The sequence below is a fragment of the Mycobacterium sp. pR1184 genome (assembly GCF_041287235.1).
In the GTDB taxonomy this organism is placed as follows: Bacteria; Actinomycetota; Actinomycetes; order Mycobacteriales; family Mycobacteriaceae; genus Mycobacterium.
In genome coordinates this window covers 139,213-160,727 of sequence record NZ_JBGGKR010000005.1, presented here as the reverse complement: position 1 = coordinate 160,727, position 21,515 = coordinate 139,213, and the positions used below count along the sequence as shown (strand labels likewise).

The 21,515-nt window shown below is 67.4% G+C and carries 20 protein-coding genes and 1 pseudogene; 12 read left to right on the top strand and 9 right to left on the bottom strand.

Annotated elements, in window-relative coordinates:
* Genes ACAG21_RS11005 through ACAG21_RS10990 form a run of 4 tightly spaced genes read left to right on the top strand, consistent with a single transcriptional unit; the run spans position 1 to position 5,035 of the window.
* Positions 1-1,599, top strand: coding sequence for an AMP-binding protein (locus tag ACAG21_RS11005; RefSeq protein ID WP_370496073.1), 1,599 nt, complete (start codon positions 1-3; stop codon positions 1,597-1,599).
* On the top strand, positions 1,592-2,374 hold the full coding sequence (locus tag ACAG21_RS11000) for an SDR family NAD(P)-dependent oxidoreductase (protein ID WP_370496072.1): 783 nt from the start codon (positions 1,592-1,594) through the stop codon (positions 2,372-2,374). Before ACAG21_RS11005 ends, ACAG21_RS11000 begins: the two co-directional genes overlap by 8 nt.
* The gene (locus ACAG21_RS10995) at positions 2,371-3,846 is read left to right on the top strand and encodes an AMP-binding protein (RefSeq protein WP_370496071.1); all 1,476 of its coding nucleotides are present in this window, start codon (positions 2,371-2,373) and stop codon (positions 3,844-3,846) included. The genes ACAG21_RS11000 and ACAG21_RS10995 overlap by 4 nt, the downstream gene beginning before the upstream one ends.
* A 28-nt stretch (positions 3,847-3,874) precedes the next feature.
* A complete protein-coding gene (locus ACAG21_RS10990) occupies positions 3,875-5,035 on the top strand; it encodes an NDMA-dependent alcohol dehydrogenase (RefSeq protein ID WP_370496069.1) in 1,161 nt (386 codons plus the stop codon).
* A gap of 22 nt (positions 5,036-5,057) precedes the next feature.
* Here ACAG21_RS10990 and ACAG21_RS10985 read toward each other — a convergent pair whose 3' ends face one another.
* Positions 5,058-5,528 carry an SRPBCC family protein gene (locus tag ACAG21_RS10985; RefSeq protein WP_370496068.1) on the bottom strand — a complete coding sequence of 157 codons (471 nt, stop codon included), beginning with the start codon at positions 5,526-5,528 and terminating at the stop codon, positions 5,058-5,060.
* Between the two features lie 65 nt (positions 5,529-5,593).
* Here ACAG21_RS10985 and ACAG21_RS10980 point away from each other — a divergent pair, with 65 nt between their 5' ends.
* Positions 5,594-5,965, top strand: a complete 372-nt coding sequence (locus ACAG21_RS10980; protein WP_370496067.1) for a nuclear transport factor 2 family protein — start codon at positions 5,594-5,596, stop codon at positions 5,963-5,965.
* Positions 5,966-6,008: 43 nt separating this feature from the next.
* Positions 6,009-6,233, top strand: a complete 225-nt coding sequence (locus ACAG21_RS10975) for a hypothetical protein (protein WP_370496066.1) — start codon at positions 6,009-6,011, stop codon at positions 6,231-6,233.
* Positions 6,234-6,333: 100 nt separating this feature from the next.
* Here ACAG21_RS10975 and ACAG21_RS10970 read toward each other — a convergent pair whose 3' ends face one another.
* A complete protein-coding gene (locus tag ACAG21_RS10970) occupies positions 6,334-7,071 on the bottom strand; it encodes a DUF899 domain-containing protein (protein WP_370496065.1) in 738 nt (245 codons plus the stop codon).
* A gap of 26 nt (positions 7,072-7,097) precedes the next feature.
* The gene (locus tag ACAG21_RS10965) at positions 7,098-7,862 is read right to left on the bottom strand and encodes an SDR family NAD(P)-dependent oxidoreductase (protein WP_370496064.1); all 765 of its coding nucleotides are present in this window, start codon (positions 7,860-7,862) and stop codon (positions 7,098-7,100) included.
* A gap of 243 nt (positions 7,863-8,105) precedes the next feature.
* Between ACAG21_RS10965 and ACAG21_RS10960 the strand changes: the two genes are divergently transcribed.
* Together ACAG21_RS10960 and ACAG21_RS10955 are read left to right on the top strand one after the other, a co-directional pair.
* Positions 8,106-9,062, top strand: coding sequence for a sigma-70 family RNA polymerase sigma factor (locus ACAG21_RS10960; protein ID WP_370496063.1), 957 nt, complete (start codon positions 8,106-8,108; stop codon positions 9,060-9,062).
* 160 nt (positions 9,063-9,222) lie between these two features.
* The gene (locus ACAG21_RS10955) at positions 9,223-14,079 is read left to right on the top strand and encodes an HAD-IC family P-type ATPase (RefSeq protein ID WP_370496062.1); all 4,857 of its coding nucleotides are present in this window, start codon (positions 9,223-9,225) and stop codon (positions 14,077-14,079) included.
* On the opposite strand, the gene ACAG21_RS10950 is transcribed toward ACAG21_RS10955, so the two are convergent.
* The 4 genes and pseudogenes from ACAG21_RS10950 to ACAG21_RS10935 form a co-directional block, all read right to left on the bottom strand.
* Entirely contained in the window at positions 14,076-15,635 is a 1,560-nt protein-coding gene (locus ACAG21_RS10950; protein WP_370496061.1) for an AMP-binding protein, read from the bottom strand. The genes ACAG21_RS10955 and ACAG21_RS10950 overlap by 4 nt on opposite strands.
* Positions 15,632-16,534 (bottom strand): SDR family NAD(P)-dependent oxidoreductase, encoded by a 903-nt coding sequence (locus tag ACAG21_RS10945; protein WP_370496060.1) that lies wholly within the window; start codon positions 16,532-16,534, stop codon positions 15,632-15,634. The genes ACAG21_RS10950 and ACAG21_RS10945 overlap by 4 nt, the downstream gene beginning before the upstream one ends.
* A 135-nt stretch (positions 16,535-16,669) precedes the next feature.
* Positions 16,670-17,464 (bottom strand): GTP-binding protein, encoded by a 795-nt coding sequence (locus ACAG21_RS10940; RefSeq protein WP_370496310.1) that lies wholly within the window; start codon positions 17,462-17,464, stop codon positions 16,670-16,672.
* Positions 17,386-17,730: pseudogene (locus ACAG21_RS10935) on the bottom strand (GTP-binding protein); the annotation flags it as partial. The pseudogene ACAG21_RS10935 and the gene ACAG21_RS10940, both read right to left, overlap by 79 nt.
* Positions 17,731-17,966: 236 nt before the next feature.
* On the opposite strand from ACAG21_RS10935, the gene rpmB reads away from it, so the two are divergent.
* Genes rpmB through rpsR form a run of 4 tightly spaced genes read left to right on the top strand, consistent with a single transcriptional unit; the run spans position 17,967 to position 18,922 of the window.
* On the top strand, positions 17,967-18,203 hold the full coding sequence (gene rpmB, locus ACAG21_RS10930) for a 50S ribosomal protein L28 (protein ID WP_370496058.1): 237 nt from the start codon (positions 17,967-17,969) through the stop codon (positions 18,201-18,203).
* Positions 18,203-18,367 (top strand): 50S ribosomal protein L33, encoded by a 165-nt coding sequence (gene rpmG / locus ACAG21_RS10925; protein ID WP_036465848.1) that lies wholly within the window; start codon positions 18,203-18,205, stop codon positions 18,365-18,367. The genes rpmB and rpmG overlap by 1 nt, the downstream gene beginning before the upstream one ends.
* Positions 18,368-18,673, top strand: a complete 306-nt coding sequence (gene rpsN, locus ACAG21_RS10920; RefSeq protein WP_370496057.1) for a 30S ribosomal protein S14 — start codon at positions 18,368-18,370, stop codon at positions 18,671-18,673.
* Positions 18,674-18,922 carry a 30S ribosomal protein S18 gene (rpsR, locus tag ACAG21_RS10915; RefSeq protein ID WP_370496056.1) on the top strand — a complete coding sequence of 83 codons (249 nt, stop codon included), beginning with the start codon at positions 18,674-18,676 and terminating at the stop codon, positions 18,920-18,922.
* Here rpsR and ACAG21_RS10910 read toward each other — a convergent pair.
* Together ACAG21_RS10910 and ACAG21_RS10905 are read right to left on the bottom strand one after the other, a co-directional pair.
* A complete protein-coding gene (locus ACAG21_RS10910) occupies positions 18,919-20,316 on the bottom strand; it encodes an aldehyde dehydrogenase family protein (protein WP_370496055.1) in 1,398 nt (465 codons plus the stop codon). The genes rpsR and ACAG21_RS10910 overlap by 4 nt on opposite strands.
* Before the next feature lies 1 nt (position 20,317).
* Positions 20,318-21,409: a phenazine antibiotic biosynthesis protein gene (locus ACAG21_RS10905; RefSeq protein WP_370496054.1), complete on the bottom strand. Its 1,092-nt coding sequence runs from the start codon at positions 21,407-21,409 to the stop codon at positions 20,318-20,320.
* Between the last annotated feature and the right edge of the window lie 106 nt (positions 21,410-21,515).

Below are 21,515 nucleotides of genomic sequence, written 5' to 3'. Positions count from 1 at the left end.
GTGACCGCCCAGCCCCCGCAGTACACCGCCGAGGCATACCGCCGCGGGCTCTGGGTTCACACCACGCTGGCCGATTCGCTGCGCACCGCCGCCGAAGTATCGCCGCAGCGAGTAGTTCTGGTGGACAAGGACATCCGGATGGATTGTGCCGCGCTCTACACGCAGGCCGGCGCGTTGGCAACCGCTCTAATGTCGCGCATGCCGACGGGCAGCGTCGTGTCGTTCCTGCTGCCGAATTGGCATGAGGCCGCCGTCATCTATCTGGCCGCGACGCTGGCCGGAATGGTGGTGAACCCGATCCTGCCGTCGCTGCGCGACCACGACCTGCGTTTCATCCTCGAAGATGCCCATACCGCAATCGTTTTCGTCCCGGGCCAATATGGCGGACATGACTATGCCGCGATGCTCGACCGGGTGACGGCCGCGATGAGTCCGGCACCGACCGTGGTGGTGGTCCGCGGCGCCGGCCCCGCGCACACTCCATACGCTGCCCTGCTCGCCGAGCACTCGGCACAAGACGCGGTGCTTCCTCAGCTGGATCCCGATTCGGTGCGGATGATCCTCTACACCTCGGGCACCACGAGTCGGCCGAAAGGCGTCCTGCACACTCATAATTCGATCCACGCCCTGATCTGTCAGATCCGTGACCACTGGATGATCGAGCCGGGCGACACCTTCCTGGTCCCGTCGCCGATCGCCCATATCGGTGGCTCTATCTATGCCTTCGAATGCCCGCTACTGCTGGGAACGACCGCGGTGTTGATGGACCGATGGGAACCGTCGGAGGCCGTCGCCCTGATGGACGCCGAGCGATGTACCCACATGGCCGGGGCCACGCCATTTCTGCAGCAGCTGTTGTCTGCCGCCGAGCAGGCCGGGACCCGGCTGCCCGACCTGAAGGTGTTCATCTGCGGGGGCGCGTCCGTATCGCCGACGCTGATCCGCTGCGCCGCAGCGTATTTCAGCCGTGCCCTGGTCACCCGGGTGTATGGGTGCACGGAAGTGCCCGTCACGACGGTCGGCGCTCCCGGGCCCGACGAAGCCGATTACGCGGCGGACACCGACGGCCGGCCCGGGATCGCGCGGATCAAGCTCGTCGCGCACGAATCCGCACCCGCCGGTGACGGGGAAATCTGCGTGCGCGGCCCGCAGATGCTGGTCGGCTACCGCCACGCGCAGGACGAATCCGTCGATGCCGCAGGCTTTTTCCACACCGGTGACCTGGGACGCTGGGTTGACGACCGGTACCTCGTCGTGACCGGCCGAGCCAAAGATGTCATCATCCGCAGCGGCGAGAACATCTCGGCCAAGGAGGTCGAGGACCTGCTTGCCGACCACCCCGGCATCGCCGAGATCGCGGTCGTCGGGCTGCCCGACGAGCGCACCGGCGAGCGGGCGTGCGCGGTGATCGTGCCCGCGGGGAACCCCGCCCCGGACGTCGCGAGCCTGCTTGCGCTGCTGGTGAGCAAGGGTGTGGCCAAATTCAAGGCGCCGGAGCAGGTCGTGATCACCGATGCCCTGCCGAAAAACGATGCGGGCAAGGTCCTCAAGCATCAGATCCGAGCGTCTTTGACCAAGGCGGGAACCGAGGATGGGTGAGATGCAGGTCGCAATCGTCACGGGAGCAAGCAGCGGCATCGGGTTGGGCTGCGCGACAAAACTCGCCGAGATGGGCATGGCGATTCTGGGCACGGGCCGCAACCCGGACCGGCTCGCCGAGCTCGAGAGGGCGATCGACGATCCGGACCGGGTGGCCACGCTGGCGGTCGACTTGACCGACGAGGACGCGCCACGACGCATCGTGGATCTCGCGGTGCAGCGCTGGGGTCACATCGACTTCCTGATCAACAACGCCGGTGTGGGCAGCCCGAAACCGCTGCACGAGACCGACGACGAAACCCTGGACTACTTCTTGGGTTTGATGTTGCGGGCACCGTTTCGGCTTGCCCGCGACGTGCTGCCACACATGGCGCCGGGGTCGGCGATCATCAACGTGACATCGACATTCGCCGTCGTCGGCGGCCTGCGCGGCGGCGCCTACTCCGCCGCGAAGGGCGGGCTGACCGCGCTGACCACCCATATCGCCTGCCAGTACGGCGCGTCGGGCATCCGCTGCAACGCCGTCGCGCCCGGGGTGACGGTGACGCCGATGGTCGAGAAGCGCTTGCAGGACCAGCGATTCCGCAAGATCAACACCGAGATGACCCCGCATCAGCGGTTGGGCCGCATCGACGACATCGCCAGCACGGTGGCCTTCCTGTGCTCGCCGGGCGGAAGTTTCATCAACGGCCAGACGATCGTCGTGGACGGCGGATGGAGTTCGACGAAGTATCTGTCGGACTTCGCGCTGGAATCACGGTGGATCGAGCAATGAATCTGTTCGCGCTGCTCGATCAGGCCGCCAGCCGGTTCCCCGATCGCGGCGCCCTGTACCACGGAAGCCGCGAAGTTTGCACCTGGATCGAGTTGCGCGACCGGGTGTTACGGCTGGCGGCGTCGATCCGGCAGCAGCACGGTGCGCATGCGCGTATCGCGATCGCGACCCACAACCGCCCCGAGATCATCGAGTTGATGTTCGCGATCTGGGCCGCCGAATGCGTCGTCGTCCCGGTCAACTTCAAGCTGCATCCGCTCGAGATGGCGCAGATTTTCCAGGATGCGGGCGTCGCGCAGGTGTTCGCCTCTACCAAGATCGGCGCCGACCTGGCACCGATCACCACCACACGCACGGAAATCATTGATTCCGAGGACTATTCACGGCGCTTCAGCGCCACCCCGTCGGCGCCGCCACCGCACACCGATCCGGCCGCATTGGCGTGGCTGTTCTATACCAGCGGCACCACCGGACGATCCAAAGGCGCGATGCTGTCGCACCGCAACCTCACGGCGATGACCGTCGCACATCTGGCCGACATCGACGCTGTCGATGAGGACTGCAGCCTCGTGCACGCGGCGCCGATGTCGCACGGCTCCGGCCTCTATGTCCTGCCGTACGTGCTGCGCGCTGCCCGCCAGGTGGTGCCCGAATCCGGTTCCTACGATCCCGGGGAGTTCCTCGATCTCTGCGAACACCACCCGGCCGTCAGCGCATTTCTGGCGCCGACGATGGTGCAACGACTGGTCGACACGGGCCGAGGCCGTCCGGCCAATCTCAAGTTGATCGTCTACGGCGGCGGGCCGATGTACGTCGAAAGCCTGCGCAGGGCGATCACGGCATTCGGCCCCATCTTCGCGCAGATCTACGGCCAGGGCGAGTCCCCGATGACGATCACCGGGTTACGCGGCGTCGATCACGACTCCGACGACGACGCGATTCTGGGTTCGGTCGGGTATGCGCGCTCGGGAATGGAGGTCGCGGTGCTGCGTACCGACGGCCTCCCGGCGCCCGTCGGCGAGATCGGCGAAATCGTCTGCCGCGGCGAGGCGGTCATGTCCGGGTACTGGCGCAATCCCGACGCGACCAACGCCACGCTCAAAGACGGCTGGCTCTACACCGGCGACCTGGGTTCATTCGACGCGCGCGGTTTTCTGACGCTGCGCGACCGGTCGAAGGATGTCGTCATCAGCGGCGGAAGCAATATTTACCCCCGCGAAGTGGAGGAGGTGCTGCTGGAGCACCCCGGCGTCGCGGAGGCGTGCGTGGTCGGAACCCCCGACGCCGAGTGGGGTGAGGTGGTGGTCGCGTTCATCGTCGGCACGGTCGACCCCGCGGCCTTAGACGCACATCTGTTGCGGCGCATCGCCCGTTTCAAGCGGCCCAAACGGTACGAATTCGTCGACGAGCTACCGAAAAACAGCTACGGCAAGGTGCTCAAGCGGGAACTGCGGGCAGCCCTGGCCCGGTGAGCCGCAACGAAAGATCAAGGAGAACACCATGAAGTGTCGTGCCGCTGTGATTCGCGGGGTCGGCCAGGACTGGGAGATCAGCGAGATCGAACTTGATCCGCCCCGCGCCGGTGAAGTCCTGGTGCGGATGGCCGTCGCCGGAATCTGCCATTCCGACGACCATCTGTTCACCGGCGACGTATTGCCGACCGCGCAGGTGCGGGCCGCGACGGGAATCCCTGAGCCAGACTGGTTCCCGATGATCGGCGGTCACGAGGGCGCTGGTGTGATCGAACAAGTCGGGCCGGGCGTGACGACGGTGCGCCCGGGCGATCGGGTGGCGATGTCGTTCATTCCCGCGTGCGGCGATTGCCGGTTTTGCGTGAACGGGCAGAGCTACATCTGCGATGCCGGCGCAAGTCTGTTCTCCCGAGAGATGCCGACCGACGGAACGTGCCGACGGCACCTCGGCGGCGAAAACCTGATGGCTTACGGTCAACTCGGCACGTTTGCCGAGTACGCAGTCCTGACGGAAAGATCCGTCATCAAGATCGGCGACGCGGTCCCCTTCCACGCCGCCTCGCTCGTATCGTGCGGCGTCAGCACCGGCTGGGGCTCCGCGACGGTGACGGCCGGCACCGAACCCGGTGACACCGTGGTGGTGATCGGCACCGGTGGCGTTGGGATGAACGCCCTGCAGGGAGCGCGTGCCGCCGGCGCGAAATATGTCGTTGCCGTGGATCCTGTTGAATACAAGCGGGATTCGGCGAAGATCTTCGGTTCCACGCATGCCGCCGCCTCCGCCGAGGAGGCGATACCCCTGGTGGGCGACATCACCGCCGGCGTGATGGCCGACCGCGTCGTCTTGACCCCCGGTGTCCTGCACGTGGAGCTGATCCCCATGGCCATGAGGTTGCTTCGCAAGGGGGGGACCTGCGTGGTCACCGGCATCACCCCGTATACCGAGGCGATGGTTCCACTGGTCCTGCAGGAGATGGTGCTGTCGGCCAAGCAACTCAAGGGAGCGCTGTACGGCGGCATGAATCCGCGCACCAGTGTGCCGATGCTGTTGTCCATGTACCAGGCCGGCGCGGTGAAGCTCGACGAGTTGGTCACCCGCCACTATCAGCTCGACGAGATCAACGAGGCGATGACGGATCTGCGCGAGGGCCGCAACATTCGCGGTGTGATCGATTTCGCCGGCGGGTGAGCGGCCCCGGACTCGTAGCGGCTCAGGCTGATTCGAAGTGGTTACGAATCCCGGCCAGCATCTTGCGGTGCGCTTTGACTCCCTCGCGCCGGGTGATCGGGGCCAACAGCCGGGGCGCCGATATCCGGATCCGCTCGGTGAGCCGGGTGCCGCCTATCGGCTCCTGGATCGGCTCGAAGCTCACCATTCCGCGCAGGCGCACCCCCGGGGATTGATCGGCCTCAGTGAGCACGTAGCCGCTATGGCGGACGTGCATGCACGCCTGGTAAGTAATCTCCTTGGTGAAGGGCCCCAACGGAATTCGATCGACCACTCGGTAGCTCTGCCGGTAGCCATCCGGCGTATCGCTGCGCTCGAGCGACTCCACCGACACGATCAGCGGGTGCACGAGTTTGATGTTGTGCAAATCCACGTAGAAGTCGCGCACCGCATCCGGCGGGGCGGGCACATCTTCTGACAGCGCGTGTTCGGAGTGCGCGGTCCACAAACTCATACCGAAGAACCTAGCCCTGCCTCCGCGGCGCGCTTACCGTGGACCCAGAAGTGAGCGGAGGCGCCATGAGTACGCACGGTCAGGTGGTCGAGCGTTATCTGGAATGCCTGGCCGCGCACGACTGGGCGGGCCTGGCCGACACCATCGCCGACGCAGGACTGATCCGGGAGGGTCCGTTCTGCGATGTCATCGAGGGCAAGGCACACTATGTCGCCTACCTGCGCAAGGTATGCACCAATCTCGCGGGCCATCGGTTACACGTGCAGCGGGTCTCTCACGTCGATTCCCGGGTGTGCTACGCCGAACTGTCCGAGACATTCGAGATCGATGACGTCGCGACGACGTGGCCCGAGTGCATCCTGTTCGAGCAAGACGACGACGGCCTGATTTCTCGAGTCAGCGTTTTTTTCAAGCAGCGCCACGCCGACAGCACGTAGCGGTCTATTCCCTGATTCGCGGAATTGACCTAACGTGTCATGGATGGAGGCAGATGCAACTCCGGAGTCGGTTGCGGTCGAGAAATTGCACTCGGGCGACCCGATCACCGATTGTGGCCAGCGGTACATTGTTCTCGAATCAAAATCCCTCGGCGATAGCTGTGTCGTTCTCGAACTGGAGTCCCGGGTGGACCACCAGCTGCAGGTCATCGAGAAGTCGTTCCCGGTCGGATACCAGGTCGACAGGGCGCACCACCGAATTCTGTAGAACGAATTCACGCGTCGGAATATAATGCGCGAGTAGCCGTTGGACGGCTACCGCGTATTTGTGTTATTCGCACCTAATTGCGGGCAATTAGGTGACCCGCTTAGCCGTCGCGCGGCGGCCGCTGATCGTTGGGATCGTTCGGATCGGGTTCGCCGAACCATCGCGACGGCTGGTGCTGCCCGTAGGCGTCGTGCCAGTCCCACCACTCGTAGGGTGCCGACTGCGGGTATCCCGGCGGCGAATCCTCCCAGGTTTCCTGACGCCCGAGCGCCGTGATGTCCAGGAAGCTCCACGTGTTGCCCAGCACCTCGTCGCCGCGGTTGTTGATGAAGTAGGTGCGAAAGATCCGGTCGCCGTCATGGATGAACGCGTTCGTGCCGTGCCACTCGTGCACGCCGAAGTCGACGTCAAAGCTGTCGGTGATCGTGTACCACGGCATCTGCCAGCCCATCCGCTCCTTGAGGCGCTCGATGTCGGGCTGGGGTGCCCGCGACGCGAACACCAGGGTGGTGTCGCGGGCGTTGAGATGAGCGAGGTTCCCGACATGGTCGGCGATCATCGAGCAGCCACGGCAGGCATGGTCGGGCCAACCGTGCACGTCGGGTCCGAAGAAGGCGCGATAGACGATCAGCTGACGCCGGCCTGCGAAGAGGCCCAGCAAGTTCACCGGGCCGTCGGGCCCCTCGAATTCGTACTGCGCCTGCACGCCCAGCCAGGGCATGCGCCGTCGCATCGCCGCCAGCGCATCGTGGGCCCGCAGCACCTCCTTCTCCTTGACCAGCACTCGCTGATGCTCGGCCTCCCATTCCTGGGACGACACGATCGGTGGTGTGTCCATTGCGTTGTCCGCCTTTCGATTTGGTGTCAGGACAGTGACGACAAGCCGGATGCGGTGAGCAGATAGGCGCCGTGCTGTCCGGGCTCGGCACCAGCGATCGCCGATACCGACGTGCCGACCAGTTCGGCGGTCAGCGCCGGTCCGGTCGACGCGACGAAAGTGTCGAGATCGACGCCTTGCCGCTCGGCGTAAGCCGCCGCGGCCTTGGCGCCCAGCTCGGTGGCCGCCGTCAGGCGCGGCAGCACCGAGACGAAGGTGATCCCGAGCCCGGCGCGGTCCGACTCCCCGGCCGCATAGCTGCCGATGAACTTGACGGTCGATTTCGCGCCCGCGTATCCGCCCGACAGTGGCGACCCGTTGACCGCGGCGCCGCTGGACATCAGGATGACCGAGCTGCCCGGCGCCAGCGGGCGCTGCAGCGCGTACCGGGTCCAGTGAAACGCTTGTGCGACATCCACATTCCAGTTGGCGCTGAAGGTTTCCCAGCTGTGTTCCTGCAACGGGCTCAGCTGCGGGGCAGACCCGGCGCACAACACCAGCGTGCGCGGGGTGTACTTGTCGATGAGCGCGCTCGCCGTGGCCGGATCGGCGGCGTCGGCGACCACCGGGACGAAGGAATCGCCGAGCTGCCCGCGGACCTCGTCGAGCAGCGCGGCCGTGCGGGCGACGCCGACCACCTCGACACCGGCCTCGGTCAGCGCGGTCGCGATAGCGCGACCGAATCCTCGACTCGCCCCGGTGACGATCGCGGTGCTGCCGGCAAGGTCGCCGGCGTGGGTTTGGTTATTCATGTCCGTTCTCGCTTCCCTACTGTCGCTGCCGGCGCTCGAGTGTGCGGCTGGCCGCACATTGGGGCTCGAGTGTGCGGCTGGCCGCACGTTGGTGGAGATCACGCCGGCGTGGCTAGACATCCACTAGTCCAGATACGGCGCATCGACCGAATTCATCGCCGCGAGGCCGATGAATTTCGCCGGCTCGACGTCTCTGTAGAAGGAGTAGCGTTTCGGCCCACCCGGCAAGACATAGGAGCGACCGTGCCGGCTCAGCACGATTTCATCGAGCACGCGGCCCCGTATCGCAGCGAGTTGATTGCGCACTGCTACCGAATGCTTGGCTCGGTGCACGACGCGGAAGATCTCGTCCAGGAGACCTACCTGCGCGGCTGGCGTGGTTATCAGGCTTTCGAGGAGCGCGCCGCGCTGCGCACCTGGCTCTACCGGATCGCCACCACCGCATGCCTGCGCGCGCTGGAGAACCGCGCGCGGCGCGTACTGCCGGCCGGCCTGGGCGACAGTTCGGTCGACCCGGACGCCGATCTCGACACCGGCGCCGGCGTCCATCAGTGGCTGGAACCGATCCCGGACACCCGTGCGTTCGCGACCCCGGAAGACACCGTAACGGCGCGGCACAGTGTGCGGCTGGCCGTGATGACGGCGCTGCAGGAACTGCCCGCGCGGCAGCGGGCCGTCCTGATACTGCGTGACGTGGTGCAGTTCAGTGCCGCCGAAGTTGCCGAACTCCTGGAAACCACCCCGGCTTCGGTCAACAGCGCGCTGCAGCGGGCGCGGGCCCGCCTCGCCGAGGTCTCCCCCACCGAGGACGACGCGGCCGAGCCCGACGATGCCCAACGCCGCGAATTGCTCGACCGTTACTGTGCGGCATTCGAAAACGCCGACATGGCCGCCCTGACCGAGCTGCTGCAAGCCGACGTGAAACTCGAAATGCCGCCGATGCCAGTGTGGTTCACCGGCCGCGACACCGTGATGGAATTCCTTGCCGCACGCGCCTTTACGACGGCCGGCGACATTGTGATGGTCCGGACTGCCGCCAATGCCCAACCCGCCGTGGCCGAGTACCGCCGCGCCGACGACGGCGTAATGCGGGCCCATTCGATACACGTCATCACCCCGGTATCCGGCCGAATCGCCGCGATTACCGTTTTTCTCGACCCGGCGTTGTTCGCGACGTTTGATCTGCCATCCAGCCGGTAAACTTCCCAGGGGACGCGATTACACCCGCTGTTAACCCGGCGGATCCCCACCCACCAGAGCCGTTGGTGTCATCGCATCTCCTGACTTCGCGCTCAGATGTGGACAGGTCCCCAGCACCCCAGGATTATTAGCGCGACGAACGCATTTGAAGGATGACCGAATGAAGATTCCGGGTGTAACCAGCGTTGTCGCTGGTCTCACCGACGGAGCAGCCCAGCTGGTGAAAGCCGGCGTGTCCACTGCCGCCGGTGCCGCGGGCGCGGTGCAGCTGTTGGCGAGCCCGGTGGTCGAACTTGCCGGGCCCGTGGTGCAGTCGATGGCCGACTCCACCACCCGGGCGCTCGGAATCAACCCCTCGTCGAACGGCTCTGTCGCCCCCGTCACGCCTCCGGTGCGCTGGCAGAGCGGTCGGCGAGTGCATCTGGACCTGGATCCGTTGCTGCCCTTCTCGCGCTGGTACGAGTACTCGGCGGTCGTCGAGGAGCCGGTTCGCCGGATTCCGGGCGTGGCCGAAGCCCATGTCGAGGGATCGCTGGGCCGACTGGTTTTCGAACTCTCCGACGACGCCGAAGACTACGACGCCGTCCTCGACGAGGTGCGTTCGACGGTGGCGGCCATTGCCGCCGACCTGGCTTCCACGAAGTCCGACGTCCCGATTTCCGCTCCGTTCGCCGACCCGGGTAACCCGCTGGCGATTCTGGTGCCGCTCACCTCGGCGGCCATGGACATGGTCGCGATGACGGCCGCCGTCACCGGCTGGGTGACCCGGCTGCCCGCGGCGCCGCAAACCACCCGGGCAGCGGCCGCCCTGATCAACCATCAACCGCGCATGGTGTCGGTGCTGGAGTCGCGGCTGGGGCGGGTGGGCACCGACATCGTGCTCGCCGCCACCACCGCGGCGGCGCACGGGCTCACCCAGTCGTTCGGCACCCCGCTGCTCGATATGACCCAGCGGACCCTGCAGATCACCGAGGCGGCGGCACACCGTCGGGTGTGGCGGGAGCGGGAGCCGCAATTGGCCTCGCCCGAGCGACCGCAGGCTCCGGTGGTTCCGGTCATCTCCTCGGCCGGGCCCAAGTCGCACCTGCCGCGACACAGCTGGGCCGCCGCAGCGGCGGGCGAAGCCTCGCACGTCGTGGTCGGTGGGGCCATCGACGCCGCGATGGACACCGAGAAGGGCTCGATGGCCGGGCCGGTGGAGGCCTATGTCGAATCGGCGGCCAACGGCTCGTTGATCGCCGCGGCCAGTGCGCTGGTGGCCGGCGGCGGCACCGAGGACGCGGCCGCCGCGATCGAGGCCGGGGTGCCCCGAGCCGCGCACATGGGCCGCCAAGCGTTCGCCTCGACGCTGGGTCGCGGGCTCGCCAACGACGGACAGCTGGTCCTCGACCCGGGCGCGCTGCGCCGTCTGGACCGGGTGAAGGTAGTCGTGATCGACGGTGCGGCGCTGCGCGGTGATCACCGCGCCGTATTGAAGTCGATCGGGGAGGCACCCGGCTGGGACGACGACCGAGTCTACGAAGTCGCCGACGCGCTGCTACACGGTGAAGAGGCGCCCGAGCCCGATCCCGACGAGTTGCCCGCCACCGGTGCACACCTGAGATGGGTTCCGGTGCAAGGACCGTCGGCCACCCCGGCGCAGGGCCTCGAAAGCGCCGACCTGATGGTCGACGGCGAATGCGTCGGCAGGGTAGAGGTCGGTTGGGAAGTCGACCCGTACGCGATCCCGTTGCTACAGACCGCGAATCGCACCGGGGCCCGAGTGGTGCTGCGGCACGTGGCCGGCACCGAGGATCTGACCGCCAGCGTGGCCGCGACGCATCCGCCCGGCACCCCGCTGCTGACCGTGGTACGTGACCTGCGGGCCGATCGCGGCCCGGTGCTGCTGATCACCGCGGTGCACCGCGACTTCGCGTCGACCGACACGCTGGCCGCCTTGGCGATCGCCGATGTTGGTGTGGCACTTGATGATCCACGTGCCGCCACACCGTGGACCGCGGACATCATCACCGGCACCGACCTGGCCGACGCGGTGCGGATCCTGTCCGCGATTCCGGTGGCCCGCGGCGCCAGCGAGTCGGCGATTCACCTTGCCCAGGGCGGTACCACGCTGGCCGGGCTGCTGCTGGTCACCGGCAGCGAGCAGGAGCGGCCCAAAAACCCGGCCAGCTTCCGCCGCTGGCTCAACCCGGTCAACGCCGCCGCGGTCACCGCGCTGGTGGCCGGAACCTTCTCGGCCAGCCGGGTTTTGCGCCTGCCTGACCCGACCCCGCAACCGCTCACCGCCTGGCACGCGCTGGACCCGGAGATCGTGTACTCGCGGCTGGCCGGCGGCTCGCGACCGTTGGCCGTCGAAACGCTGACCCCATCCTGGCGTCGCCGTCTCGACGACTTGTCCTACAGTCCACCCTTCGCGAGCCTGCGCGCGCCGCTGCACAACCTGGCGCGGCTGGCCGCGGCGACGCGCGTCGAGCTCTCCGACCCGCTGACCCCGATTCTGGCGGTGGGAGCCGCGGCATCGGCCATCGTCGGCAGCAACATCGACGCCCTGCTGGTCGGCGGCGTCATGACAGCCAACGCGATAACCGGTGGGGCACAACGCTTGCGGGCCGAGGCCGCGGCCGCCGAGCTGTTCGCCGAGCAGGACCAGCTGGTGCGACGTGTCGCGGTCCCTGCGGTGGCCACCACCCGGCGTCGCCTGGAGGCGGCCCAGAACGCGACCCGCACGGTCACGGTGTCGGCCAAGTCGCTGCGGCCCGGCGACGTCATCGACCTGGCCGCCCCGGAGGTGGTTCCGGCCGACGCGCGCCTGCTGGTGGCCGAGGACCTCGAGGTCGACGAGTCGCTGCTCACCGGGGAGTCGCTGCCGGTGGACAAGCAGGTGGAACCCGTCGCCGTCAACGACCCCGAGCGCGCGAGCATGCTGTTCGAGGGCAGCACGATAGTCGCGGGCCGTGCTCGCGCGATCGTCGTGGCCACCGGCGTCAATACCGCTGCGCACCGGGCCATTTCGGCGGTGGCCGACGTCGAAACGGCGGCCGGAGTCCAGGCCCGGCTGCGCGAGCTCACTTCCAAGGTGCTGCCGTTGACCCTGACCGGCGGTGCCGCGGTGACCGCACTGGCGTTGCTGCGCCGCGCCTCGCTGCGCCAGGCCGTCGCCGACGGCGTCGCGATCGCGGTGGCGGCGGTACCGGAGGGTCTGCCGCTGGTGGCCACGTTGTCCCAGCTCGCGGCCGCTCAGCGGCTGACGTCGCACGGAGTGCTGGTCCGCTCGCCGCGCACGATCGAGGCGCTGGGCCGGGTCGACACCGTGTGCTTCGACAAGACCGGCACGCTCACCGAGAACCGGTTGCGCGTGCTGTGCGCGATGCCGCACGATGCTCGTCCGGGCGATCCCTTCCCCGAGGCCGAGGATCCGCGCTCGGCCGCGGTCCTGCGGGCGGCGGCCTGGGCGTCCCCCCAGCCCCAAGACGGTCAGGGCCACGCCCACGCCACCGACGAGGCGATCGTCACCGCGGCGGGTTTCCTTCTGACCAAGAACAATTCGGGGTGGCAGCTGCTTGCCGAGGTGCCGTTCGAGTCCAGTCGTGGCTATGCCGCCGCGATCGGAACGCTGAGCGCCGACGCCGACAAGCCGGTGCTGATGCTCAAGGGCGCACCCGAAGTGGTGCTGCCCCGCTGCCGCTTCGCCGACCCGGAGGCCGACCGCGCGCACGCCGAGTCGGTGGTGCACAGCCTCGCCGAGCGGGGTTTGCGGGTGTTGGCGGTGGCGCGCCGGCCCTGGCCCAACGGGACCACTCACGATAAAGACACCGACGTCGAAGCCGTCGATGCCACCGCGCACGACCTGGAGTTGTTGGGCTACGTCGGCCTGGCCGACACCGCCCGCGCATCGTCGCGCCCGTTGATCGAGGCGCTGGAGGCGGCCGGCCGCGACGTGGTGCTGATCACCGGAGACCACCCGATCACCGCGCGGGCGATCGCCCGTCAGCTGGGACTGCCGGCGGATGCGCGGGTCATCACCGGTGCCGAGCTGGCCGGTCTGGACGAGGACGCCGCCGCTAAGGTCGTTTCCAACGTCCAGGTGTTCGCCCGCGTCAGCCCCGAGCAGAAGGTGCAGATCGTGGCCGCGCTGCAGCGGTGCGGGCGGGTGACGGCGATGGTCGGCGACGGTGCCAACGACGCCGCCGCCATCCGGATGGCCGACGTGGGCATCGGTGTGAGCGGCCGCGGTTCGTCGGCCGCTCGTAGCGCCGCCGACATCGTCTTGACCGATCGCGATCTGTCCGTGCTACTCGACGCGCTGGTAGAAGGCCGCAGCATGTGGGCCGGCGTTCGCGACGCTGTCACGATCCTGGTCGGCGGCAACGTCGGCGAGGTGCTGTTCACCATCATCGGGACGGCGTTCGGCCAGGGCCGCGCGCCGGTGGGAACCCGTCAGCTGCTGCTGGTGAACCTGCTCACCGACATGTTCCCCGCGCTCGCGGTTGCCGTCACGTCGCAGTACGTCGAACCCGACGAGACCGAGTACGAATCCGAGGAGCAGGCCGAAAAGGCCCGCGCCGCACATCGACTCGCGGTGCTGACCGGGCCCACGCCGTCGCTCGACGCGCCCCTGATGCGCCAGATCGTCACCCGTGGCGTCGTGACGGCCGCTGGCGCGACAGCCGCGTGGACGATCGGGCGGTGGACGCCTGGAAGTGAACGTCGCACGGCGACAATGGGTTTGACTGCGCTGGTGACCACGCAGCTGGCCCAGACACTGCTGACGCGCCAGCACAGCCCGCTCGTCGTGGCAACCGCACTGGGCAGCGCCGGGGTGCTGGTCGGCATCGTGCAAACCCCGGTGGTCAGCCAATTCTTCGGGTGCACACCGCTGGGACCGGTCGCCTGGTCGGGGGTGATGGGAGCCACCGCCGGCGCCACCGCGATCTCGTGGCTCGCGCCCAACTGGCTGAACAAGGCCATCGGTGTCATCCAGCCCGAGGGCCAGGACGGAGACGAATCGCAGGCCTAGGTTGCCAGTTCCTTTCGGATGACCTTGCCCGCGGGATTGCGCGGAATGCTGTCGACGATGTGGATGTCCCTGGGCTGTTCGAAGCGAGAAACTTTGTCCTTCAAGTATTCCCGTAACGCTGTCACGTCGATCCGCCGCTGGGCGCGGGCGACGATGAATGCCGCAAGCCGGCGACCGAATTGTTCGTCGGGCACCCCGACGACCGCGTTCTCGGCGATGTCGGGATGGGCGGCGAGTGCGTTTTCCAGCGCGCGCGGATACACGTTCTCACCGCCCGACACGATCATGTCGTCCTCGCGGCCGACGATGTAGAGTCGGCCCGCGTTATCCAAATAGCCCATATCGCCGGTGCTGGTCATCTGGTCGATGACGGTCTTGTCGGCACCGCCGATGTAGCCCTTGGTCGTCAGCTCGCCGCCCACGAAGATGCGGCCGGTCACCCGCGGCCCGACGGCTCGGCCGTTTTTGTCGAAGATGCGAACCGGGCAGCCCGCGACGGGCCGTCCCACCGTGTCCGGGGCATGGCGCAATTCGAAAGGTGTTGCCAGGGCGCCGATCCCTACCTCGGTGGAGCCGTAGCCGTTGTAGAGAATCTCGCCGTAGGAGTCCATGAACCGCCGTGCGAGGCTAGGGTCGAGCCGATCTCCGCTGGATATCACGACCTGCAGCGACAACGGGTTTCGCATCCGGACCCGGTTGGGCAAGTCCAAGATGCGCGCCAGCATGATCGGGACCACGCTGAGCGCATCGGCGCGCTGCAGTGATGCCTGGGCGAGCGTCGCCTCGGCATCGAAGCGCCGACGCGTCAGGACCGTGCCGCCCAGGCTGACCGTGAGCATCAGCATGCCCAGACCAAGGCCATGAAACATGGGTACCGCCACCGCGATTCGCGCCCCGACGCGCAACCCGGTGCGTTCGAGAATCGTCATGCCGACGCCGATGCCCGAACTCATCCGCGGCATCCGCGGAACTCCCTTGGGCACACCGGTGGTACCCGAGGTCAGCAGAATCAGCCGTCCGGCCTCGACGACGCGTGGACGCCGTACGCCCGGCCGGGTCTGCACAGTCGCCGGATCGATCACACCCACCGACGGGGCGGCGTCCGCGACTCGCTCGGTGAACTCGTTGTCGCAGAACATGTTTCTGATCTGGTGCGAACTAAGCGCACCCGCGAGAGCCGTGCTGCGAAACTCCGTGTTCACCAGCACGACGTCGGCTCCGACCAGCGACGCGGCGAACACCGACGCCGCGAAGTCACGGCCGTTGCGGCACATGATCCCCACGGCCTCGCCCGGCCCGGCACCGTCGCGGACGAGCTCGTGCGCGAGGGCCTCGATCTTGGATTGCAGTTCTCGGTAGCTCAGCGCCCCGTCGTCGTCGATGATCGCCGTGCGCTCCGGCCAGCGCGCCGCCGCGACGGCCACCAGCGTGGACAGGTTGGTGCCGCCGCGATACAACTCGCGGATCAGCCGTAGCACCGCGATCGGGGTGGGCACACTGAGCAGCCGCGACGACACCAGGGCCCGGGCCGTCGTGGCGGCCACACCGTCGGTCATCCCTGGTCCTTTCGCCCGCGCGAGTCGGCGAAAAACCGGCTGGCCAGCGAACTATGCCACCACCGCGCCGCCCAATCGGCGGGACCGGCCAGCAGCACCGAGGCGAGCTCCGCCGGAAACACCCACGGCGGCTCGTTGGTGCGCGGGCGCTCGATGATCGCCTTGGCGATGGCGTCGGCGGCCTGGCCGGGCGACAGGCCGGGAAGCCGGCCCAGGATCGGCGTCGGGGCGATCATCCGGGTTCGAACCAGGGCGAAGTACACCGACGTGACGTCCACTCCGTCGGCATGCAGTTCCGGCGCCACGCTGCGCAGCCAGCGATCGAAGGCGCCCTTGGACGCCTGATACGCGCCCCATTGCGGCCCCGGCACCACGCGGACACCGACACTCGACACGTTCACGACGAGGCCGCCGCCGTTTTCCCGCATGGCCGGCAGCAGTCCCAGCAGCAGCCAGATGGGCCCCAGGTAGTTGATGTCGATGGTGCGCTGGAAATCGTGGGGGCGGTCGTATTGCTGATGCAGCGAACGGCGCAGAGATTTACCGGCATTGCTGACGACGATGTCAAGTGGGCCGTGATTCTCGGTGAGCTGCTTGGTCAGTCCGTGGACGGCGTCCTCGTCGCTCAGATCGGTCGGGTAGGCGAAGGCGTGACCACCGCCGGCGTTGATCGCCGCGGCGAGGTCGTCGAGCCGTTCCGCCGAGCGGGCGACGACCAGCACCGTCGCCCCGGCCGCGGCCAGCTTGCGGGCGGTCGCCTCCCCGATCCCGTACGAAGCGCCGGTGACCAACACCGTCTTGCCCGAAACCGCGGCGCGCAGCTTGTCGGGGTCGCCCACCCGCGCCGGGTTGGCCAATCGGTCCGTCGCCGTCTTAATGGCCTGGCCTAACAAGTTCACCTTCACACCGCATTCACCGAGATGGCGTGCCGAGTCCTGGTGCAGCGCTGCTTTCCCAACGCTTTGCGACTCGTAACCTACAGCTACCAGACCGCCCGCACCGGGCGAACCCCGGTACCGGCTGAATGCGTTAGTTCACGACTCCCGGCGGTCGGCGTCGCTCGCGACTCCTTCGGCGGCCGGCGGGGATTCGTCGCAGGGGTCCTCATGCCAGTCGCCGAACGGGTCCGGGTAGCCGCCCCATTCGCGCGGGTGGGCCATCTCCGCGTCGGTGAGTAGCGCTGCGTGCAAGGCATCGAGAAGATCGGGCGGCTCTGCGCCGCAGACCAGCACCGTCATCGCCGTGTGCCGATCACCGAAGCGGTACTCCCACTGCAATTCGGCGAACAGACGCCGTTCGGCGTCGACATTGGCAGCCTCCGGTGCGGTCATGGCCGCCAGCCATTTCCCCGCGCTGGCGACGCGCAAACCGCCGCCGGCCGACTCCATCCACATGACCTGGTCAGGCCGGCTGGCTAGCCAGAGCCGCCCGCGGGTGCGCACCACCCGGTGAGCAGCAGATCCACGGCGGCGTGCAAGCGCTCGGGGTGAAACGGGCGGCGGGCGTTGAACTCGACCATTCGCACCATCCCGTCGGCGGCCAGCGGCGGGCGGCCGGCCAGCAGCCAACCGTGCGGATGATCGCTGCGGCCGCGTCGCGAGTCGTGATCCAGATTCGCCAGCGCCATGTCGACGCGCTCGAGCCCCACCGTGATCCGCGCCCGCGGAGCCAACCTGCGCAGCACGGCCAACGTCACGGGTTCCGGGCGCGTCAGGACTAAAACGTCGGCGAACTCCGCCTGGCCGACAACGACCTGGGCCATCGTGCGTCCGTCGCGCAGCACGGCGTCGCCCAGCGCGCGGGAAAGCCAGGTGTGGGCGTCGACGCACGTCACCACCCCGGCGATCGTCACGTCCAGGGCGGCCGGGCCGTCGGCGTAGCCAGGGCCGACACGCACCCGGACATGGTTGATCGCGACACAGATGGGCTCGGGTTCCAGCCACTGCGACAGATGGACGACGATGCGCTCAACGCCGGTGTGGCGGGCCAGCTTGCGCAGCAGTATCAGCAGGTCGTTGCGAACGGTGCAGGAGACACACCCGTGCGCCAGCTTCAGTGCTTGCTCGGCGGTCCTCAACTCGCCCTTGCACAACATGGCCGTCGTGCGCCGCACCACGTGGCCGTCGAACCGGTGCTCGACCACCACCGTCCCGGGCCGGCGCAAGAACGCCCCCGCCACCGCGTCGGTGTCGCCCTGACCCGCAACCAGCACCACCGGGGTCCGCATCCCAACTCCTTATTGCAAATGATTTTCAATAACGACTCCGCCACGGTACAGTGCCCGGCAGACCTTGTCGAAAATGATTTTCAATAAGCGAGAGAGGAGGCGTCGTGTCCAAGCACTGTCAGGTCACCGGCCGCACAGTGAGTTTCGGTAACTCGGTGTCGCACTCGCATCGCCGTACCTCACGGCGGTGGTCGCCCAACGTCCAGACCAAGACGTATTACCTGCCCTCGGAGGGCCGGCGTATCACGCTGCGGGTGAGTGCGAAGGGCATCAAGGTCGTCGACCGCGACGGCATCGAGGCGGTCGTCGCGCGACTGCGCCGAGAAGGTCAGCGAATCTGATGGCGCGCAATGAGATTCGCCCCATCGTCAAGCTGCGCTCCACGGCCGGCACCGGCTACACCTACATCACCCGCAAGAACCGGCGCAACGATCCCGACCGGCTCACGCTGCGCAAGTACGACCCGGTGGTCCGCCGCCACGTCGAATTCCGGGAGGAACGCTGAATGGCGAAGAGATCAAAGATCGTCAAGAACGAACAGCGCCGCGCGACCGTGGCCCGCTACGCGGAGCGCCGCGCCGTGCTCAAGCAGATCATCCGCTCTCCGGCGAGCACTACCGAGCAGCGGCTGGCCGCGCAACAGGCGCTCGCCCGCCAGCCTCGCGACGCCAGCGCGGTGCGGGTACGCAATCGCGACTCGGTGGACGGTCGTCCCCGCGGGCACCTGCGCAAGTTCGGCCTGTCCCGGGTGCGGGTGCGCGAGCTGGCACACGAGGGCCAACTTCCCGGCGTACGAAAGGCGAGTTGGTAGATGGCCGCCAAGAAGGTCCGGCCGAACCGTCCCCAGCCGGTCCAGGAAAAGAAGAACCTGCTCAGCAGCCTCGGTATCAAATACGTTGACTACAAAGACATTACGACGCTGAAGATGTTCCTCTCCGAACGGGGCCGGATGCGGTCCCGCCGCGTCACCGGCCTGACGGTGCGCCAGCAGCGGCAGGTGGCCACCGCGATCCGTAATGCCCGCGAGATGGCGCTGCTGCCTTACATCGCCGAGCGCTAGTCCCGGATGAAACCCTTGTTGCGCATCAGCACGTCGGCCAGGAATCCGTCGTGCGGGATCTCGGGCGCGCTGTAGAAGGTCGGGTGGTTACCGCGGTAGACATTGCCGATGGTGGGGTCAGCCAGCACGTCGTCGATCAGGTCGTCGTCACCGGTAATCACGTTGATTACCAACGATTGTCGCAGTGGTGTCAGGCCGTCGGCGTGCGACCACGGCGACACCCACACGCAGGGGAACGCCAGTTCGACGTTGAGCTTGTCGACATCGGGCTCGGCCAGCAGATGTACGGCCGGGCGCAGCGCGGCATAGCCGTCACCCAACGCGGCGACGACCTGGTCGGCGCCGAGCAGCGCGGTGGTGCCGGCGGCCTTGGTGGCCAGATAGCCGGCCAACGCCTGCGCCTTGTCTACGGGCTGGGTGGGCAGGATCGCCCGCTCGTCCTCGGTGGGCAGTGGCTCGATCGCCGCTAACCGGTCGGCAATCGCGGCGGCCAGCGGGGCGGGGTCGCCCTCATAGAGCACGGCGGTGGTGTTGACACACGCCATACCACCGAGATTCGCGATCGAGTCGACGATCAGGTCGAGGTAGTCACGCCAATCGCGATCGGCGGTGATCAGGATCTTCGCCCGGCCCGGTCCGTTCACCATCACCGTCGGATCGACGGCGTACTTGTCGACGACGTCCTGGCCGCCGTACACCATCGCGAGGTCGGCGCAGCGGATGATCTCGTCGGCCCCGCCGTGATCGGTGGGCAGAAAGACGACATCCTCGGGCCGAAACCCAGCCTGGCGCAAAGCACTAACCAGTCGATGTCCGGTGAACGGTTCACGACGGGACGGGCGCACCGCTACCCGGTAGCCAAGAGCGAGCGCTTGAGGCCACAGTCCGTGCACGCCCGGGCCGTTTCCCGCGGCATGCACCGCGAATATCTCGCCACGCCGCGTCCAGACCGCACTGCCGGTACGGGTGCGTTCCTCGCGCCAGTCGCGGGCCGAGCCGACCGGCTGGGCCGGGCGTACCGCGTCGAAGGCGTGCGCCACGGCGTCCGCGACGTTGCGGGCCCCGGTCCGGGTGACCACGATCGGTACACCCGAAATCCGGCTCGCCAGTTCGACATAGGCGTCGAAGCTCAGACCGCCGATCTGCGCGGTCCGGAAGATTTCGGCCGCGGCGGCCAATGCCTTTTCCCGCTCCGCGACCGGCAGTGGTCCGACCTTGCGCTGCGCGCCGATGGCCCGCGACACATAGAGCCCAGGCACCAAACTCAGCTCGGCAACCGGCACCCCTGCGGTGGTGGCCACGATCTCCCGATTGCGGGTCCGGTACTCGCCGCTTGGCCCGAGCGCGTCGAGCAGCACTAAATCAGCGGTGACACTTGATGTTTCGCCAGACACCTCAGTACACGCCCTCGATGACGGCCTCGCCCTCGAAAGTGGCGACCGGCCGTACCGCGCTGACCGAATCGCTGAGTTGCCCTGCGGGCCCGGGTATCCGGATCGCCATGTCGCGTTCCAGGTTGTTCGGCAAGAACATGCCCTTGCTGATGTGGTTCATCACCACCTGGCCCAGTTCGCCGTAGGGCACCTGCTCCCCGGTGTCGGGATCGATCACCCAGAACACGACGTACGGTGTCCGCGGATCGAAAACAAATGTGTCACCGTCGGTTCGGGTGACGGCCTGCGACAGAATCATTGTGCTGCCGAACGCCATCGTGATCGTCGTCTCGGGGAAGATGTCGCGCAACAGGTCCAGCGTGTCCGCGTCCACGTGCGCACCGCTGAGCAACAGATAGCGAATCTTGGCGTTCACCAGGTCCACCAGGTCGTCGTTGCGGGCAATCGCCTCCAGTAACGGCGGAGTGGCGTGCAGGTTCGCGACGTTCTGGGTCTGCAGCACGTGAACCGCTTGCTCGAGGACGTGCTCGACATAGGCGGCCACCTCTGCGGCGGCATTGCGCGCGGCGATCTTCTTCACCCAGCGGGGATCGATGTCGATCGCGTGAAACGCCGAGCCAAGCCGCTCGGCGACCAGGCGCGAGAAAAAGCCCACGCCGTGCGGACCGCTCGGCATCAGGCACAGGAAACCCCGGCCCCGCTGAAAGCCGCCGGTGGCGAAGTCCTCAGTTTGCCATTCGATGACTTGTGCGACCCAATCAGGAAGTTGCGCAGTACGTTTCGGAGCCCCAGTGGTGCCGCCGGATTCGAAAACCTGCGGCACCGGCGGCGGTGAGCCGTATCCGCGCGGGATCAGATCTTCGACCGGCACATTGCGCAGCTCGCTGAGCAGGTTGGGGAACAACCGCAAATCGGTGAAGGTCTTGACGTCGGTCAACGGATCGAAGTCCAGTGTCTTGGCGGTCCGGAGCCAAAAGGCGGAGCCGGTGTCCGCGCCGAAGTGCCAGGCGATCGCCGCACGCAGGTACGCCTCGGGGTCGTCGACCGGTGCCGATCTCGGGACGTCCAACAACGAAAAGTCGATATCGGCCATGGCATCGATCCTGTCTTATGCCGGTTCCGCCCGCCACGCAGGCTCGGGCCCCACCGGGCATACAGACACTGAACGTTCGCCCATGGCGCGCCGAATTCTGGGTAGC

Bases quoted from the DNA above. Each gene is read 5' to 3' on its own strand.
- ACAG21_RS11000 (WP_370496072.1), top strand. From the start codon at position 1,592: ATGGGTGAGATGCAGGTCGCAATCGTCACGGGAGCAAGCAGCGGCATC.
- ACAG21_RS10995 (WP_370496071.1), top strand. From the start codon at position 2,371: ATGAATCTGTTCGCGCTGCTCGATCAGGCCGCCAGCCGGTTCCCCGAT.
- ACAG21_RS10990 (WP_370496069.1), top strand. From the start codon at position 3,875: ATGAAGTGTCGTGCCGCTGTGATTCGCGGGGTCGGCCAGGACTGGGAG.
- ACAG21_RS10985 (WP_370496068.1), bottom strand. From the start codon at position 5,528: ATGAGTTTGTGGACCGCGCACTCCGAACACGCGCTGTCAGAAGATGTG.
- ACAG21_RS10980 (WP_370496067.1), top strand. From the start codon at position 5,594: ATGAGTACGCACGGTCAGGTGGTCGAGCGTTATCTGGAATGCCTGGCC.
- ACAG21_RS10975 (WP_370496066.1), top strand. From the start codon at position 6,009: ATGGAGGCAGATGCAACTCCGGAGTCGGTTGCGGTCGAGAAATTGCAC.
- ACAG21_RS10970 (WP_370496065.1), bottom strand. From the start codon at position 7,071: ATGGACACACCACCGATCGTGTCGTCCCAGGAATGGGAGGCCGAGCAT.
- ACAG21_RS10965 (WP_370496064.1), bottom strand. From the start codon at position 7,862: ATGAATAACCAAACCCACGCCGGCGACCTTGCCGGCAGCACCGCGATC.
- ACAG21_RS10955 (WP_370496062.1), top strand. From the start codon at position 9,223: ATGAAGATTCCGGGTGTAACCAGCGTTGTCGCTGGTCTCACCGACGGA.
- ACAG21_RS10950 (WP_370496061.1), bottom strand. From the start codon at position 15,635: ATGACCGACGGTGTGGCCGCCACGACGGCCCGGGCCCTGGTGTCGTCG.
- rpmG (WP_036465848.1), top strand. From the start codon at position 18,203: ATGGCGCGCAATGAGATTCGCCCCATCGTCAAGCTGCGCTCCACGGCC.
- rpsN (WP_370496057.1), top strand. From the start codon at position 18,368: ATGGCGAAGAGATCAAAGATCGTCAAGAACGAACAGCGCCGCGCGACC.
- rpsR (WP_370496056.1), top strand. From the start codon at position 18,674: ATGGCCGCCAAGAAGGTCCGGCCGAACCGTCCCCAGCCGGTCCAGGAA.
- ACAG21_RS10905 (WP_370496054.1), bottom strand. From the start codon at position 21,409: ATGGCCGATATCGACTTTTCGTTGTTGGACGTCCCGAGATCGGCACCG.